Here is a 15,472-nt window from a genome sequence, read left to right on the forward strand (position 1 = left end):
ACGGCTTGAAACATATACGTGCAAAATCTGTAATCGGGACCGGGCTGCTGTGCGGGTTGGCGCTTGCATTCCTGAGTTCGTGTACCAGCTTGGAAAACGCAACGCCAGGTGCGCCGATTGAAATCAATCTGGTTGCGATTAACGACTTGCACGGTCACCTGGAAGCGGAAACCAGGAGTTATGCCAGCATCACCGACGCCGCGCCGCACAAGTTCAAGGTCGGCGGTATAGATACCATAGGCGGTGCGCTCAAAACATGGCGCGCCGAGGATCCGCAGCTGCTGCTGGTCGGTGCCGGCGATTTGATTGGCGCCAGCCCTGCCCTGTCATCAATCTGGGCCGATGAACCGACCATCGACGCACTCAACCAGCTAGGCATGCGTGTCAGCTCGGTCGGCAATCATGAATTCGACCAAGGTAGTACCGAACTGCTGCGTTATCAGCATGGCGGCTGCAATTCAAACCGCCCCGACAAGGCGTGTCAATTTGAAGATCATTTCGCTGGCGCTAAATTTCCCTACCTGGCTGCCAACGTCATCAACAAGAGCAGTGGCCGGCCATTGCTGGCGCCCTATCGTATTGAACAGGTGCGCGGTATCAAGATTGCTTTCATCGGCGCGGTGGTGCGCGGCACGGAAAAAATGGTATCTGCCGACGGCATAAGCAATGTCAGCTTCATCGACGAGGCCGACGCCATCAACCGCTGGGTCCCTGAGATCAAGGCGCAAGGCGTCAGCGCCATCGTGGTTTTGATCCATCAAGGTGGCGAAACCCCCGAACCTTTCGACATGGCGGCATGCACTCAGTTGCGCGGCCCTATCGTCGATATCGTCAAGCGTCTCGCCCCTGCGATCAGGCTGGTCATCAGCGCGCATACCCATAACGGCTATACCTGCCAGGTCGACGGCCGCACTGTGACGCAGGGTGAATCGTTCGGTCACATGCTGACGCGGATCAAGCTCACCATCGATCCGCGCATCGCCGATCTGCCGCAAAAAATTACGGCGATCCAGGCCCGGAACGTATTGATGGACAACCAGCGCTTCGCGCCCGATCCTTCCTTGTCGACGTTCCTGCAAGCGTTAAAGGCGCGTAGCGACGAAGTGCTGGCACAACCGATTGCCCGCATCGCAGTTGCTCGCATCGATAACAAGATCAACGACGCCGGCGAATCGCCTCTGGGCGACGTCGTCGCCGATTCGCAACTGGCGGCGACGCGCAAGCTCGGCGCCCAAATTGCCATGACCAATCACAAGAGCATTCGCGAGAGTCTGGACAGCGGTGCGGGCGGCGCCAACTATGCTCAGGTCGCCGCCACCACACCCTACAGCAATACGCTGATCCTGTTGACGCTCACCGGCAGCCAGTTGCTTGCCTTGCTGGAGCAGCAAAGCTGGCTGGATCAGGACCGCCCCGGCGGCCGTATCATGCTGCAAGTTTCGCGCGGCCTGAGTTATCGCTGGGATGCCAGGCGGCCGCTGGGACAGCGGGTGCTGCCCGGCAGCGTCAAGCTGAACGGCGTCGCTGTGAATCCACATGGACAGTACAGGCTTAGCGTCAACAGCTTTATCTCTCAGGGCGGCGACGGCTTCAGCCTGTTGACGCAAGGCGCCGACCGCGTCGATACCGGCATTAACGACCTGGATGCGTTAAGCCACTACCTGATCGCCAGCGAACGTGACGGCCACCCGGCCGGCAGTACACAAGCAGCCGGACGCATCGTCCGCGTGCATTGACCTCAACTGAAAATTTTTCGGAAGCACCATGCGCAAATTGATCGCTCTGATAGCAATGCTGCTCGGCTGCACCGGCAGCGTCCATGCCGAATTCAGCATCCCCGGTTATGAACTGGTGCACACCGCTCCGGTGGAAACAACCTTGGCAACACCCGATTTGCGGGAACCGCTGCAAGTCTGGAGCGAGATGTTCGACGCCGCCAGACAGCAGATCGTGCTGGGCCAGTTTTATGTGGCGAGCCAGCCTGGCGCGGCGTTCGAGCAGGTGATAGCGCGACTCGCCGCCGCCGGCTCGCGCGGCGTCAAGATCCGTTTTCTGATGGAGGAAAAAGGAAAATTCGCCTCCGACATGCCAACCATCGAACGGCTCAGGCAGATTCCCAATCTGGAATTCCGTTATCTCGATTATTCCAGGTTGACGGGCAACGGCATCATCCACGCAAAATATATGGTGGTCGATGGCAGCACCGCCTACGTTGGCAGCCAGAATTTCGACTGGCGCTCGTTTGCCCACATCCATGAGACTGGCCTGCGCATCACTGACGCCGTGGTTGTCAGCCAGCTGCAGAATATTTTCGAACACGACTGGCATGCGCAGGAGCTGATTGCACAGGGCAAGGAAGTGCCAAAACTCAATCAGAGCGTGGTTGCCGCCAATGACCGGCAAGCGACATTCCTGGTGGCTAGCCCGAACGCTTTTAACCCGCCCGGCGTCGGCGATTCGGAGACTGAATTACCGAAGCTGTTGGCGGCGGCCAAATCCGAAGTCCGGATCCAGTTGCTTGACTACGCGCCCTTGAGCTACGGTCTGAATCGCACACGCCCTTATTATGCGGTGATTGATAATGCGATCCGCGCGGCATTGGCGCGCGGCGTCAAGGTCAAGCTGATGGTATCGAACTGGAATACCGAAAAACCGGCGATCGCTTATTTGAAAAGCCTGGCGCTGCTGCCTGGCATGGAAATCAGGATCGTCACGTTGCCGCAGGCCAGCACCGGCTTCATTCCTTTCGCCCGCGTAATCCACAGCAAGACCATGGCTATCGACGGCCAGCTGGCATGGATCGGCACCAGTAACTGGAGCGGCGGCTATCTGGATAATTCGCGCAATCTGGAAATCGTGCTGCGCAATGAGAAGATGGCGCAACGGATCGCCGAGTTACACCAGCAAACCTGGGACTCCGCATATGCGCAGCCGATCGATGTGATGAAGGATTACCCCAAGCCGGTGAAGGGCAAGGAATAATCCTGCTTGCGCCTGAGCTCAGCTAGCGTCAGACTGCGCCGACCACGGCGGTCAGCATGCTGATAGAGCCGATATCGATGCCATCCACTGCAATCGAAATCGTTTCGTCATCCTGCTTGGCGCCGGCGACGTACAGCAAAGGCAGATAATGCTCTGGCGTCGGCACTGACAATTGCGCATCCTGCCCCTGGTCGGCATAGTCGATGACCGATTGTATATCGCCGCTCACCAGGCTCTCGCGGATATGATCGTTGAAGCGTTGCGCCCAGCCAGGCACCGGCACGTCCTGGCCGCGGCTCATCAAGCGCAGGTTATGCACCACATCGCCACTGCCGATGATGAGCACCCCCTGTTCGCGCAATACCGCAAGTTTGCGCCCCAGGTCAAAATGGAACTGCGCCGGCTGGGTCGCATCGATACTTAGTTGTATCACCGGGACATCGGCCTTGGGAAAGGCTTTGACCAGCACCGACCAGGTACCGTGATCAAGTCCCCAGGATTGATCCATGGCGACCGCTACCGGCGCCAGCAGATCGCGCACTTGCGCCGCCAGTTGCGGATCGCCCGGCGCCGGATAACGAACATCGAACAACGCTTGCGGAAAGCCGCCGAAATCGTGGATGGTCTTCGGCTGCGTCATCGCGGTGACGCCAGTGCCGCGCGTGTACCAATGCGCGGACACCGACAGGATCGCCTTCGGCTGCAGCCGCGCCACGCTGGCGCCCAGTTGAGCCCATGCGTCGGTGTAGCGATTGTCTTCAAGTGCATTCATCGGGCTGCCGTGGCCGAAAAAAATCGCCGGCATGCGGGTGGCATTAGTGCTCATCTTGATCTCTTTCAATCAGCTTGTTGTCAGGTTGCTTGTCAGATCACTTCTCGACCTTGGCCGAGCCTAGCGCAAACGCGCCGTTGCCCAGCAAGGCAACTGAAATTGCGGTGACCACCATGAATGCAGGGTATTCCCAACCGCCGTTAGGGCTGGTGAAAACCCAGCCGTTGCCAGCATGTACCGATAATGCACCTAATAGTACCGGCAACGAAATCACGGCGGCAATCCGCGCCTGCAGGCCAAGCACCATGGCAATCCCGGTCAGCACTTCAACTGCCACCACAGGGTAAACCGACCAGGCCGGAAAACCCTGGCTGGCAAAGAAACCGGCAGCACCCGGCAAAGTGAAAACGAAAACCTTGAGGTACGCATGCGCCAACAGCGCGATACCTAAAGTGAGTCTAAGCAAGGTGGCAGCGTAGTTGCCTGAATTGTTGGTGTTCATGATAGAGCTTTCGCAAGAAATGGTTAAAAGTCAGAGAATTTTATAGATCCTGCCTGACTATATATTCTTGCAATGGAAAGAAAAATAGGGTTTTATTGAAATACTATTTCCGAATTCCAGAATAATAAGGCCTTGCGATGAATCTGTTCGAAGCCATGAAAGTGTTTGTCAAAGTGACGGAAACCGGCAGCCTGTCTGGTGCGGCACGCATCCTGAACCTGTCGAATCCATCGGTGACGCGGCATATCGCCGACCTTGAGGAATATCTTGGTGCGCGCCTGTTGAACCGCAGCACGCGCCGCATCAGCCTGACCGATACCGGCAGCGCCTACCTGGAGCGCTGCAAACAGGTATTGGCCGATCTCGAACAAGCCACACTTGCAGCCGGCATGCATGCCGCCAATCCGAGCGGAGTGTTGCGCATCAATGCGCCGGTATCCTTTTCCGTCAATCATCTGGGCGCGCTGTTACCGCTGTATGCGCAACGCTATCCCAATGTCGAACTGGATGTGACTTTATCGGACCGGATTGTCGATCTGGTAGAGGAAGGTTTCGATCTGGCGATACGCATTGGCAGATTGCAAAATTCCAGCCTGGTGATGCGCAAACTGGCGCCCGCGCATGTGCTAACCTGTGCCGCGCCGGCCTATCTTGCGCAGCACGGCACGCCACAGCATCCCGACGACCTGGCCCGGCATACTTGCCTGACCTATGCTTACTTACAAGCAGGCAACGAATGGCGCTTGCAACGCAACGGCAAGATCCACACGGTACGCATCAGCGGCGGCTTGCATTGCAATAACGGCGACTTGCTGCTGGCAGCGGCAGTTGCCGGCATGGGCGTGATACGAGAGCCGACTTTCATCATCGGCGATGCGATCCGCGACGGCCGCCTGGTGCCGATCCTGACGGACTATCGTGGCGATGCGCTGGCGATTCACGCGGTGTATCCGAGTCGTCAGCACTTGTCGGCAAAGGTCCGGACTTTTGTCGATTTCCTGGCGCAGCAGTTCGGCGAAGCGCCAGCCTGGGACCATGCTTTGCCGATATGAAAAAAGGCCGCATCTGCGGCCTTTAGCTTGGATCAAGAATCGGCGTTTGCCTTGCTTCTCTGCCTTGTTTCTTTATCCTACTTCTTACTCTTGGGCGCGGTAGCCTTGGCCACTTGCTCACTGGCGTTGTTCAGGTTGGCTTCCAAAGTCGCAACAGCCTGCTTGGCATTCTTGGTCAGCTGCTCATAACCTGCGTTGGCGTTGCTGATCACCGATTTCAAGATCGAGATCGCATTTTCCGAACCGGCTGGCGCGGTCTTGCTGACCTCATCTATCAAGGCATTGATCCGGCGGCTGGTTTCTGCAACTTGCGCTTCTGCCGCACGGGTGTATTCAGCCTGGGTGCCGGAGGCGATACCGGCCAGGTGACGGCCGTAGGTAGCTGCCTTTTCGGCCTGTGGCTTGGCTTGCGCGGCCGAGATGTTAAGGAATTCCTGTGGATCTTTGGCGCTCAGCAATTGCTTGGTCGCCTCACCGGATTCTCCCATTGAAGCCTTCGCTGCATTGAGATTGAGTTCGATGACTTTTTCAACGCCCTCGAAGGTTTTTGCGGTCAGGGTATTGAGCAATGCCAGCTGGGCTTCAAAATGTGCTTTGGTTGCTTCGGCAAACTTTTCATGAAACGAAAACATGGCCTTCTCCTGTGTGAACAAATCATCTGTTGCTATTAATATGGCAATATTGCACATTCACAAACAAAATGTACATCTGCCTCCGCTAAATCTGACAATGCCCTAACTATCTGCTGCGGCGCAAACCTTCCGGTCTTTCGGCTGGTTGCCATGACCGCTACGACATGCGCGGTAGGCGACAATCGCACTTTCAAACAACTGGCGCGCCTGCGGCACCGGCATTTTCGCCATCCGCTCCGCCAGTTTGCGGCTGACCTGGAAATGCTGGTAATCGACAGGCTTTTTCCAGTCGCCTCCCCAAATCAGAAAGCCATGTTGCGCAATTAGTTCCACAATTTGTTCACTACTTCCAGGCCGGCCAGCAACCCGCTTGCCGTATGCCTGGCCCGCCGGCGGACTGTAAGCCAGCCGACCTTGTGCATCGCGCAGCACAAACGGATTTTGCAAGGGATTAATATCGATCGCTAAACCGTAGGCATGCAGGGACACTGCGCCACCGCCGGTAATCGGCCGGTCGTTAAAGGCCGAGGTATTATTTTCCGCCATCGATGCGTCGTCGTTGCCTTGATAATGCTCCATCAAGCGGGCCTGCGCAAGCGGGAAACGGCGCTTGAGAAGTTCGTCGAACAACGCCTTCACCTGTGGAGCAACCGCGGCCATGACCATGATCTCGCCGTTATCGTGCCGTACCTGGTCAAAGTCGACATACGAGAAACGCACTATTTGCAGTTGCGGGCAATCGACCGGCGCCCCAGGCTGCAGCACGCGCTGCTTCAGGAGCGCGCACTGTTCGACATCAAGCCCGGAAGCGCCGGATTGTGCATGCGCCTGCTGCAGGCCGGCCAGCAAGGGCAACACCACGAGTAGACGCAGCACAGAGGCCGGTATGGAGAAAAGCGCCATCGGCATCAGCTCACCGGCGGCATGACCAGTTCATGCACCACGAGGCCGGCATCGGAATTGCCAAAGGTCTCGCCGTTGGCCCGGATCCGCTCGCGAGCCTGCATGGCATCTTCGTAGCCTTGTTCCCAACGCCATTCGATCGAGCCGCGCGAAAAATTGATGTCCTTGGATGGCATGTTCCAGTCGTGGCCGCCGTACCGCAGGCGCACAATGTGAATCGTGCTGTTGTCGTTCAAGCCCGCGAACTCCTTGAGGTCGGACTTGCTGCGCAACGCCGGCGGCAGTTTGTCATACAACGCTTTCGCGGCGCGCCGCAGTTGATACATGCGCAAATAATTTTCGATGTGGCGCTCTGAACGTGAAGCAAAGGTCACGTCTTTTTGACGATTGGTGATCTGGTCCAGCGTCGCCGGTTCGGGGCCGCTGGCACTCCACAAATCCACCATGACACATAGCGTATTACCGTCGACGTCGGTCTTGGATTCATCGTCCAGCACCACCTCCAGCGGCGTATTCGAATACAAGCCGCCATCCCAGTACAGTTCGCCGTCTACCCGTACCGGAGCAAAACCGGGCGGTAAGGCGCCGCTGGCCATGATGTGCTCAACCCCGATCGGCTGATCCCGGGAATCGAAATTGACCAGGCTGCCGCACGCCACTTTCATCGCACTCACTGTCAGCCGCATGGCCTCGGGAGAGTTCAGATGCTTGAAGTCGACCAGGCGAGCCAGCGTTTCAGCCAGCGGGGTAGTGTCGTAAAAACTGGCTTGCTCGGGCGCGACCGGCAAACCCAGTACGAAAGGGTTCGGCGAACGAGGCGAGAAAAATCCCGGCACTCCTCGGGCGGTGACGTCATTCGTGGTCCACCAGGTATTGAAATGACGCACGCTGTCGCTGACTTTACTCATATCCATCAGGTCGCCATGACCGACCAGCTCCCAGAACTCCTTGAGCCGCGATAAGCGCAGATCGCGTTCGTTGCCGGCAATGATGGCGGCGTTGATGGCGCCGATCGAGGTTCCCACCACCCAGTCCGGGGTCAAGCCGTTTTCGTGCATCGCATGATAAACCCCCGCTTGATACGCCCCCAGAGCGCCACCGCCCTGCAGCACCAGCGCCACTCGCGGAGTGACGGATTCGGCTTTGGTTTTAGTGCGGATGTTTGCTTTGGAAGTGGTTTTATTGCTCATTTGATACCCATCTTGTGTTGGGAGGAACAATCATATTAACCGATCGCGCCGAGAGACAACTACGGCTGCGCATATGTCATCGAGCTGTCATCAAACCATCATCAAATCACCACAAACAGTAACGATTCTCATTTGTGTTATAGTAAGCCAGCTTTAAATGTAACAATTTGTTACCAGCAACAAACCACCATTTCCATCATCAAAAGAGGAGTTTCCATGCTTTTGCGCTCTATCATCGCCAGCACCATTCTGGTCGCCAGTTCAGCCACTGCCATCGCGCAGGATCAAGTGCTGAACCTGTATTCCGCACGCCACTATCAAACCGACGAAGCGCTGTATGGCAACTTCACCAAAACCACTCGCATCAAGATCAATCGCGTCGACGGTGACGACGCCGGCACCATCGCTCGCCTGAAAAGCGAAGGCGCGGCCAGCCCGGCGGATGTGATTTTGCTGGTGGATGCGGCGCGTCTGTGGCGGGCAGAAAACGACGGCCTGTTCCAGCCGGTGAAATCGGCCATCCTTGATGAACGTATCCCGGTCAACCTGCGCGGCAAGGATGACGGCAAGGGCTCGCAATGGTTTGGCTTTTCGACCCGCGCCCGCGTGATCGTCTACAACAAGCAAAACATCAAGCCGCAAGACGTTGAAACCTACGAAGCGCTGGCCGATCCGAAGAACAAGGGCAAGTTGTGCACCCGTTCCGGTTCGCATCCTTACAATGTGTCGCTGTTCGGTTCCTTGCTGGAGCATCACGGCGAAGCCAAGACCGAAGCGCTGCTGAAAGGCTATGTCGCCAACCAGGCGCGCTCGCCGGTCGGTGGCGATACCGATCAGATCAAGGCAGTCGCTTCAGGCGAATGCGGCGTGGCGATTTCGAACTCCTACTACGTTGCACGGCTGATGAAATCGAGCAAGCCCGAAGATATCGAAGTAATGAAGAAAGTCAGCGTGATCTGGCCTAACCAGAAAACCACCGGCACCCACGTCAATATCGCCGGCGCCGGCGTCGCCAAGCATGCACCGCATCGTGAAGCGGCAGTCAAGTTCCTGGAGTACCTGTCCAGCGACGATGCCCAGCGCTATTTTGCCGAAGGCAATAATGAATCGCCGGCAGTCAAAAGTGTCAAGAGCGGCAACCCGGCACTGGACGCGCTCGGCCCTTATAAAGCCGAGGTGATCGATGTTTCTGCGGTTGGCCGCAACCAGCAGAAAGTGCAGCAATTGCTGGATCGCGCCGGTTACAAATAATGGATCTCGGCTGACAGAAATTCGATGTGGTAAAAAAGGCTGGAGCACGATGCGCCAGCCTTTTTAACATCTGCGAATAGTCTATTTTTTCTTGATCATATAGATGACGAGCGCCACCATCAGTACCACGCAAAATTCCAGGCCGACCACAATATATTGCGTCATGATGATTATTTATTCAAAAAAGTCATGCAATTGATAAAGGAAAGGTCACCACGTGACTCACATCCAGTTTGATGCCGATCCACTCGTCGATCGCATGATCGTGATGGGATGGCACCAATGCCAGCAACTCCTGGCCGCTCGCCAGTTGCAGCGTGTATAAAAATTCAGAACCGCGGAAAGACTTGCGCCTGATCCGCGCCTTGAACGGAGAAGCATCGTCATGCACGATATCATCCGCGCGCAGCAATACGTCAAACGGATCGCGCCCGTGAACCTGGAGCGCTTGCAGCACCGTCGCGCTGATATCCTGCAGATCGCCCAATACCGTCGATACCGCCAGCCCGCCGCCGCTGTCGATCAGACGGCCCGGCAGCAACACTCCGTGGCCGATGAAATCGGCAACAAAGCGTGTCGCCGGACGGTGATACAAATCGTAAGGCGTCGCCCATTGCTGCAGATGGCCGTGCTGCATCACGCCAACCACATCACCGATGGCGAAGGCTTCCAGTTGATCGTGAGTCACCATCAGTGCCGTAATGCCGGCTTGCTTCAGAATCTGCCGCACGTCTTGCGCCAGACGCTCGCGCAACTCGATGTCCAGGCTGGAAAAAGGCTCGTCCAGCAGCAGCAAACGCGGCTCGGGCGCCAAGGCGCGCGCCAACGCTACCCGTTGTTGCTGGCCGCCCGACAATTGATGCGGATATTTTTCGTGCGCACCTTCCAGCCCGACCAGGGCCAGCATTTCTTCGACCCGCCGCACGCGTTGCGAGCGCGGCAGGTTATGCAAACCGAAGCCAACGTTGGCCGCAATACTCAGATGTGGGAACAAGGCAAAATCCTGGAACACCATGCCGATGCGGCGCTGTTCGGCATCGACCCTGGTTTGCGGCCCGTCCAGCACGACCTGATCCAGAGCGATCTCGCCGCTCTGCGGCTGCTCCAGGCCCGCAATCGAACGCAGCAAGGTGGTCTTGCCGCTGCCAGAGGGGCCGATCAGCACCCCGAGCTGGCCCGCCGCAAGCTGCAGCGACACGGCCTCCACCGCCGGCGCCGGTGCGCCTGGATAACTGACACTAATTTGATCGAGAGTGAGGAACATGGGGAAAGAGTGCATGAAGCTGGTTACAATTCGGCTGGTTCGGGATGAACGCTTGCCTGCCGTTCAAGTCGAAATTCTCTACGCATTGTCGTAGTTTACAGCACTCTCATTTAAATCCAGCATTTCCCTTCTTTCGTACACATGCCACTGATCGCCATAATCGCACTGTTGATCGCTCTCCCCATACTCGGTATCGTCGCAGCCTGGCTGCAGCTGGATGCCGCGACGCTTGATCTGCTATCGCAACAGATGCAGACGGTGTTGCCGGCTTATCTGGGCACATCCGCCTGGCTGGCGCTGGCGGTAACTACCGGCGTCGTGCTTGTCGGCGCCGCTACCGCGGTCACGGTCAGCCTGTTCGAATTCCGCGGCCGCCGCTTTTTCCAGTGGGCGCTGTTGCTGCCAATGGCGATGCCTGCCTACGTGTCGGCCTATGCCTATACCGATTTCCTGCAATACAGCGGCTTGCTGCAAAGCAGTTTGCGCGAACTCATCCCGGGTTTACGCCTGCCGGAAATACGCAGCCTGCCAGGTGCCATCTTCCTGTTCATTTTTACGCTCTATCCCTACACCTACCTGCTGGCGCGCAACGCCTTGAACGAACGCGGAGTGCATCTGATGGAAGCCGCGCGCTTGCTCGGCACGCCGCTAGCTGCGCGCATCCGGCGCGTGGCGCTGCCGTTGGCACGACCGGCGCTGATGGCGGGCGCTGCGCTGGCGTTGATGGAAACGCTGGCCGACTATGGCGTTGGCGCTTACTTCGGCCTGAGTACATTCACCACCGGCATCTACAAGGCCTGGCTGGTCATGGACAGCCACATGGCGGCCGCACAACTGGCATCGGTATTGCTGGCTATCGTCGCACTGTTGCTGTGGGTCGAACGCAAGGGCCAGCAGCGCCTGCGCTTTTCCAGCGTACGCGGACAACGCAGCGATGCGCAGGAAACCCGGCTCACCCCCTTGCACGGCGGCCAGCGCCTGCTGGCATGGCTGATCTGCGGCTTGCCGATCATGCTCGGCTTCATCTTGCCGGTACTGATCCTGCTGCGTCTGATGTGGAACGAATTCCTGCATCAGAGCGACGATCCTTACCTGAACCAGGGCGTCGATCTGCTGCGCTATGCAGGCTGGGCCTGGAACAGTTTCCGTTTCGGCGCCATCGCCGCAATACTGGCGGTCGCGGTGGCGCTAGCGCTCAGCTACGTGCAACGGACGCGCAATTTACCGCCGTTCAAACTTTGGCTGCTACGCCTGGTGACGCGGATGGCGGCGATGGGCTATGCCGTGCCCGGTTCCGTCATTGCGGTAGGTATCCTGCTGCCGTTGGCATGGCTGCAAGCGGTTGCGCCGCAAAACCAGGTCGGGATTCTGGTGACGGCCACCTCGCTCGGCATTTTGTACGCCTATCTGGTGCGCTTTAGTGCGGTTGCAGTGCAATCGATCGAGGCCGGCTACGCACGCATCCCGGCTACCCTGGATGAAGCGGCGCGCACCCTCGGCAGCAGCGGCTGGCGCATCGCCCGCATCTTGCATGCACCTCTGTTGTGGCGCTCGATGGCGACTGCGTTCCTGATGGTGTTCGTGGATGTAGTCAAAGAGTTGCCTGCCACCCTGCTGCTGCGGCCGTTCAACACCGATACCCTGGCGGTAATCGCCCACAACCTGGCGCGCGACGAGCGGCTTGGTGAAGCGGCACTACCGGCGCTGACCATTGTTGCGGTGGGGTTGATCCCGGTGTTGTTGGTAACTAAAGCACTAACCAGGCGCGAATAGGAAACGTCTCAAAAAACGCCCACGAAATTCCTTGAACTTGTTAAAAAGACCACATCTGATGTATTATTTAAAACTTAATATTATCTTTTTATTAATTATATCTTTAAGGAAAATAATGCATCGCCGAATTCTGCTTGCCCTGGCCGTAACAGGTCTCTTCGCCTCCACCGCACACGCGAACAATCTCGACAACGTCTACGTATCCGTCAAGGCTCTCAGTGCGCAGCAGTCTCTTACGGACATGCAACCGTACAGCGTCCGTGCACAGCAAATGCTCTCCGGCCCTGGCACCGTTCGCAGCGGTGGCGCCTCTATCGCACTGGGCTATGCGTTGCCAGCCGAGTGGCGTGTCGAAGCGGAATATACAGCACCGCAAAAATCGCAATTCAACAGCTTCTGGTCGCCTTTCAGCGCCAACGTCCAGCACATGGAAACCAAGTCGCAACGTTTGATGGTCAACGGCTACAAGGATTTCCCATTGAATAACCAGGTGTCCTTGTACGGCACGGTTGGCGCTGGTCTGGCAATGATCAAGGCCGATGGTTTCCAAGGTAATCCGGGACGTCCGTTCGACCAGAAATCACAAACCAACTTCGCCTACGGCCTTGGCTTCGGTGCTGATTATCATGTAAGCAAGAAGGTCACGCTCGGTATCGGTTATCGCTACACCGACATGGGTAAAATCAAGACCGGCCTCAATGACTTCGCGAATGTTGCATCCGCCCGCGATGAACAGTTGAATGGCAAATTGAGCCAGCGCGATCTGTTCCTGGAGCTGCGCGCCCGTTTCTGATTTCCTTATCGCTTCACTCATCGGCTAAATTATCCGCTGAACAATCCAATCAGATTTCCAATTTCGCTGCAAAGCGAAATTGCTGGTTGGGCGGCCTGCGTAGATTGGGGCGTAAAATGGCGCATTCTGCAGTTTCCGCCGCCAATCTTTCCGCTAGCCAATTATGACAATCTTGCTGTCCACGCTCAACGCGCGTTACTCCCACGCTTCTCTCGGGCTGCGCTATTTGCAAGCGAACATGGGCGATCTGCGTGACGCCACGCAACTGCATGAATTTGTCATCGGCGCCAAAACCACCGATATCGTCGAAAAACTGCTGGCGCACAAGGCCGATACCGGCACCACCATCGTCGGCTTCGGCGTGTATATCTGGAATATCGAAGAAACCACCAAAGTGGTGGCGATGCTGAAACGCGTGGCGCCGGACATGGTGATCGTCCTCGGCGGACCGGAAGTGTCCTACGAATCTGCAGAACAACAAATCGTCCAGCTCGCCGATTATCTGGTGACCGGCTGGGGCGACGTTACCTTGCCGCAGCTATGCCAGCAGATCCTGCATGGCCCGAAACCGCTGATGAAAGTCCACGTCGGCGTGCAGCCGCCGATGGCTGATATCGTATTGCCATATAGCTTGTACAGCGACCATGACATCGCCCATCGCACCTTGTATGTGGAAGCTTCGCGCGGCTGTCCGTTCAAATGCGAATTCTGTTTGTCGGCGCTGGACAAGACTGCATGGCCTTTTGCGCTCGATAATTTCCTGGCTGAGATGGAATCGCTGTATGCGCGCGGCGCGCGGCTGTTCAAGTTCGTCGATCGCACGTTCAACCTGAACGTCAAGACCAGCCTCAAGATCCTGCAATTCTTTCTCGACAAATTAGCGGCCGATCCGGGCGATCCGGTGTTTGCCCACTTCGAGCTGGTACCGGATCATCTGCCCGATGCATTGAAAGAGTCGATCGCGCAATTTCCGCCCGGCGCACTGCAATTCGAAATCGGCATCCAGAGCTTCAATCCGGAAGTACAGGCGCTGGTCAGCCGCAAACAAAACAATGAAAAAGCTGCGGAGAACATTCGCTGGCTGATACAGCAATCGCAGGCGCATCTGCATGTCGACCTGATCGCCGGCCTGCCGGGTGAAGATGTCGCCAGCTTCGCCCGTGGCTTCGATCGCCTGGTGGAACTGCAGCCGCATGAAATCCAGTTCGGCATCCTCAAGCGCTTGCGCGGTACGCCCATCATTCGCCATACCGAACCCTACGGCCTGATCTTCGATCCGCATCCGCCCTATACCATCCTGGCAACCAACAAGATCGATTTCCCGACCATGCAACGGTTGCAACGTTTCTCGCGTTACTGGGATCTGGTCGCCAATTCAGGGCGCTTCGCCCACACACTGCCGATCTTGCTGGGCGAGACGCCGTTCGATAATTTCATGGCGTTTTCCGACTGGCTATACGGCAAGACCGACGCCACCCACCGGATCGCGCTGGATCGGCTGGCGGGGCTGGTCGGCCAGTGGTTACGCTTGCAGGGAATGAGCGAGAGTGCGGTCAACGCGGTGCTCAGTACGGACTACGCGGGTAAAGCGGCGAAACAAACGGATTTGCCGCAGCCCGTTGTCAAACCTGAGGGACTGGTTGCCCCCAAGCGCCAGGCACGGCATCTAGCCCATTGACTGGTTGCCGGTGCTGACATCCAGCTTGGTTTGCCGCCATGCGCCGATCAATTGCTGCGCAACGCTGCCCATGGAGGCCAGCGCGACGCTGCTGCTGTGATTGATGATCATCAAGGCATACACGTCGGCGAGCGCATTGACCTCGGGTGACAATGCGCACTCTTCCCCTACCGCAGGCCGTTGCAGACGCCAGTAATTAATGGCTTGTTCCAGTTCGGGCATTGAGATATTCATGGCTTTATTGTACCTGCAGGGACGTTCTTGTCAGGTATTTGAGCAAATTGTTATCAAAACACTACGCCGGCGACCAGGATGATGTTTGCATAAGGCGTGAACTCGCCGGTGCGGATAACGGCTTTGGCGCTCTGGGTCATACGCTTGAAATCGGCGTGCGACAAAGTACGTTTGTCGGCCAGGCCAAGAGCTTCGATCTGTCGCGCCAGCTGCGGGCTGTGTAGCGGCAACTCGTCGGCCAGCACATGATGCTCGACCTGCATTTCAGTCAACACCGTTTGCAAGGTCACCATGAAGCCGGGCACCCCGCGCGTCAACGCCAGATCGATCAGCGGCACACCGGGCGGCACCGGCAAACCGGCATCGCCAATCACGATACTTTCACCGTGGCCCAGCGATGCGATCAGTTGCGACAACGCGATATTCAATAACGGGCTTTTTTTCAT

15 protein-coding genes are annotated in these 15,472 nt (G+C 57.3%); 7 read left to right on the plus strand and 8 right to left on the minus strand.

The window, feature by feature from the left end; translation table 11 throughout:
* The first annotated feature begins 5 nt into the window (after positions 1–5).
* Entirely contained in the window at positions 6–1,736 is a 1,731-nt protein-coding gene (locus tag BM029_RS06435) for a bifunctional metallophosphatase/5'-nucleotidase (protein ID WP_244544938.1), read from the plus strand.
* A gap of 28 nt (positions 1,737–1,764) precedes the next feature.
* On the plus strand, positions 1,765–2,982 hold the full coding sequence (locus tag BM029_RS06440; protein ID WP_092433734.1) for a phospholipase D-like domain-containing protein: 1,218 nt from the start codon (positions 1,765–1,767) through the stop codon (positions 2,980–2,982).
* Between the two features lie 28 nt (positions 2,983–3,010).
* Here BM029_RS06440 and ygiD read toward each other — a convergent pair whose 3' ends face one another.
* Together ygiD and BM029_RS06450 are read right to left on the minus strand one after the other, a co-directional pair.
* Positions 3,011–3,808 carry a 4,5-DOPA-extradiol-dioxygenase gene (gene ygiD, locus BM029_RS06445; RefSeq protein ID WP_244544939.1) on the minus strand — a complete coding sequence of 266 codons (798 nt, stop codon included), beginning with the start codon at positions 3,806–3,808 and terminating at the stop codon, positions 3,011–3,013.
* Between the two features lie 43 nt (positions 3,809–3,851).
* Positions 3,852–4,256 (minus strand): DoxX family protein, encoded by a 405-nt coding sequence (locus tag BM029_RS06450; protein WP_092433736.1) that lies wholly within the window; start codon positions 4,254–4,256, stop codon positions 3,852–3,854.
* Between the two features lie 137 nt (positions 4,257–4,393).
* Between BM029_RS06450 and BM029_RS06455 the strand changes: the two genes are divergently transcribed.
* On the plus strand, positions 4,394–5,308 hold the full coding sequence (locus BM029_RS06455; RefSeq protein WP_092433739.1) for a LysR family transcriptional regulator: 915 nt from the start codon (positions 4,394–4,396) through the stop codon (positions 5,306–5,308).
* 77 nt (positions 5,309–5,385) lie between these two features.
* Here the strand turns inward: BM029_RS06455 and phaP are convergent, their stop codons facing one another.
* The 3 genes from phaP to BM029_RS06470 form a co-directional block, all read right to left on the minus strand.
* Complete coding sequence (phaP, locus tag BM029_RS06460; RefSeq protein ID WP_092433740.1) at positions 5,386–5,940, minus strand: TIGR01841 family phasin; 555 nt, start codon at positions 5,938–5,940, stop codon at positions 5,386–5,388.
* 102 nt (positions 5,941–6,042) lie between these two features.
* Entirely contained in the window at positions 6,043–6,849 is an 807-nt protein-coding gene (locus BM029_RS06465) for a M15 family metallopeptidase (RefSeq protein WP_244544940.1), read from the minus strand.
* The gene (locus BM029_RS06470; RefSeq protein WP_092433742.1) at positions 6,849–8,033 is read right to left on the minus strand and encodes a patatin-like phospholipase family protein; all 1,185 of its coding nucleotides are present in this window, start codon (positions 8,031–8,033) and stop codon (positions 6,849–6,851) included. Before BM029_RS06470 ends, BM029_RS06465 begins: the two co-directional genes overlap by 1 nt.
* Before the next feature lie 216 nt (positions 8,034–8,249).
* Here BM029_RS06470 and BM029_RS06475 point away from each other — a divergent pair, with 216 nt between their 5' ends.
* Positions 8,250–9,284 (plus strand): Fe(3+) ABC transporter substrate-binding protein, encoded by a 1,035-nt coding sequence (locus BM029_RS06475; RefSeq protein ID WP_092433743.1) that lies wholly within the window; start codon positions 8,250–8,252, stop codon positions 9,282–9,284.
* Positions 9,285–9,471: 187 nt separating this feature from the next.
* Here BM029_RS06475 and BM029_RS06480 read toward each other — a convergent pair whose 3' ends face one another.
* Positions 9,472–10,548, minus strand: coding sequence for an ABC transporter ATP-binding protein (locus tag BM029_RS06480; RefSeq protein WP_092433745.1), 1,077 nt, complete (start codon positions 10,546–10,548; stop codon positions 9,472–9,474).
* A gap of 141 nt (positions 10,549–10,689) precedes the next feature.
* Between BM029_RS06480 and BM029_RS06485 the strand changes: the two genes are divergently transcribed.
* From BM029_RS06485 to BM029_RS06495, 3 genes are all read left to right on the plus strand, one after another.
* Positions 10,690–12,321 carry an ABC transporter permease gene (locus BM029_RS06485; protein ID WP_092433746.1) on the plus strand — a complete coding sequence of 544 codons (1,632 nt, stop codon included), beginning with the start codon at positions 10,690–10,692 and terminating at the stop codon, positions 12,319–12,321.
* A gap of 115 nt (positions 12,322–12,436) precedes the next feature.
* The gene (locus BM029_RS06490) at positions 12,437–13,114 is read left to right on the plus strand and encodes an outer membrane protein (RefSeq protein ID WP_170851007.1); all 678 of its coding nucleotides are present in this window, start codon (positions 12,437–12,439) and stop codon (positions 13,112–13,114) included.
* A gap of 163 nt (positions 13,115–13,277) precedes the next feature.
* Positions 13,278–14,792: a B12-binding domain-containing radical SAM protein gene (locus tag BM029_RS06495; protein ID WP_092433749.1), complete on the plus strand. Its 1,515-nt coding sequence runs from the start codon at positions 13,278–13,280 to the stop codon at positions 14,790–14,792.
* Here the strand turns inward: BM029_RS06495 and BM029_RS06500 are convergent.
* Entirely contained in the window at positions 14,781–15,026 is a 246-nt protein-coding gene (locus BM029_RS06500) for a DUF3717 domain-containing protein (protein WP_092433751.1), read from the minus strand. The two genes, BM029_RS06495 and BM029_RS06500, sit on opposite strands and share 12 nt — an antisense overlap.
* Before the next feature lie 53 nt (positions 15,027–15,079).
* Positions 15,080–15,472 (minus strand): D-ribose pyranase, encoded by a 393-nt coding sequence (rbsD, locus tag BM029_RS06505; protein WP_092433753.1) that lies wholly within the window; start codon positions 15,470–15,472, stop codon positions 15,080–15,082.

It is taken from the genome of Collimonas sp. OK607 (assembly GCF_900111995.1).
GTDB lineage: Bacteria > Pseudomonadota > Gammaproteobacteria > Burkholderiales > Burkholderiaceae_D > Collimonas.

Bases quoted from the DNA above. Each gene is read 5' to 3' on its own strand.
- BM029_RS06500 (WP_092433751.1), bottom strand. From the start codon at position 15,026: ATGAATATCTCAATGCCCGAACTGGAACAAGCCATTAATTACTGGCGT.
- ygiD (WP_244544939.1), bottom strand. From the start codon at position 3,808: ATGAGCACTAATGCCACCCGCATGCCGGCGATTTTTTTCGGCCACGGC.
- BM029_RS06455 (WP_092433739.1), top strand. From the start codon at position 4,394: ATGAATCTGTTCGAAGCCATGAAAGTGTTTGTCAAAGTGACGGAAACC.
- phaP (WP_092433740.1), bottom strand. From the start codon at position 5,940: ATGTTTTCGTTTCATGAAAAGTTTGCCGAAGCAACCAAAGCACATTTT.
- BM029_RS06480 (WP_092433745.1), bottom strand. From the start codon at position 10,548: ATGTTCCTCACTCTCGATCAAATTAGTGTCAGTTATCCAGGCGCACCG.
- BM029_RS06495 (WP_092433749.1), top strand. From the start codon at position 13,278: ATGACAATCTTGCTGTCCACGCTCAACGCGCGTTACTCCCACGCTTCT.
- BM029_RS06450 (WP_092433736.1), bottom strand. From the start codon at position 4,256: ATGAACACCAACAATTCAGGCAACTACGCTGCCACCTTGCTTAGACTC.
- rbsD (WP_092433753.1), bottom strand. From the start codon at position 15,472: ATGAAAAAAAGCCCGTTATTGAATATCGCGTTGTCGCAACTGATCGCA.
- BM029_RS06490 (WP_170851007.1), top strand. From the start codon at position 12,437: ATGCATCGCCGAATTCTGCTTGCCCTGGCCGTAACAGGTCTCTTCGCC.
- BM029_RS06470 (WP_092433742.1), bottom strand. From the start codon at position 8,033: ATGAGCAATAAAACCACTTCCAAAGCAAACATCCGCACTAAAACCAAA.
- BM029_RS06465 (WP_244544940.1), bottom strand. From the start codon at position 6,849: ATGCCGATGGCGCTTTTCTCCATACCGGCCTCTGTGCTGCGTCTACTC.
- BM029_RS06485 (WP_092433746.1), top strand. From the start codon at position 10,690: ATGCCACTGATCGCCATAATCGCACTGTTGATCGCTCTCCCCATACTC.
- BM029_RS06475 (WP_092433743.1), top strand. From the start codon at position 8,250: ATGCTTTTGCGCTCTATCATCGCCAGCACCATTCTGGTCGCCAGTTCA.
- BM029_RS06440 (WP_092433734.1), top strand. From the start codon at position 1,765: ATGCGCAAATTGATCGCTCTGATAGCAATGCTGCTCGGCTGCACCGGC.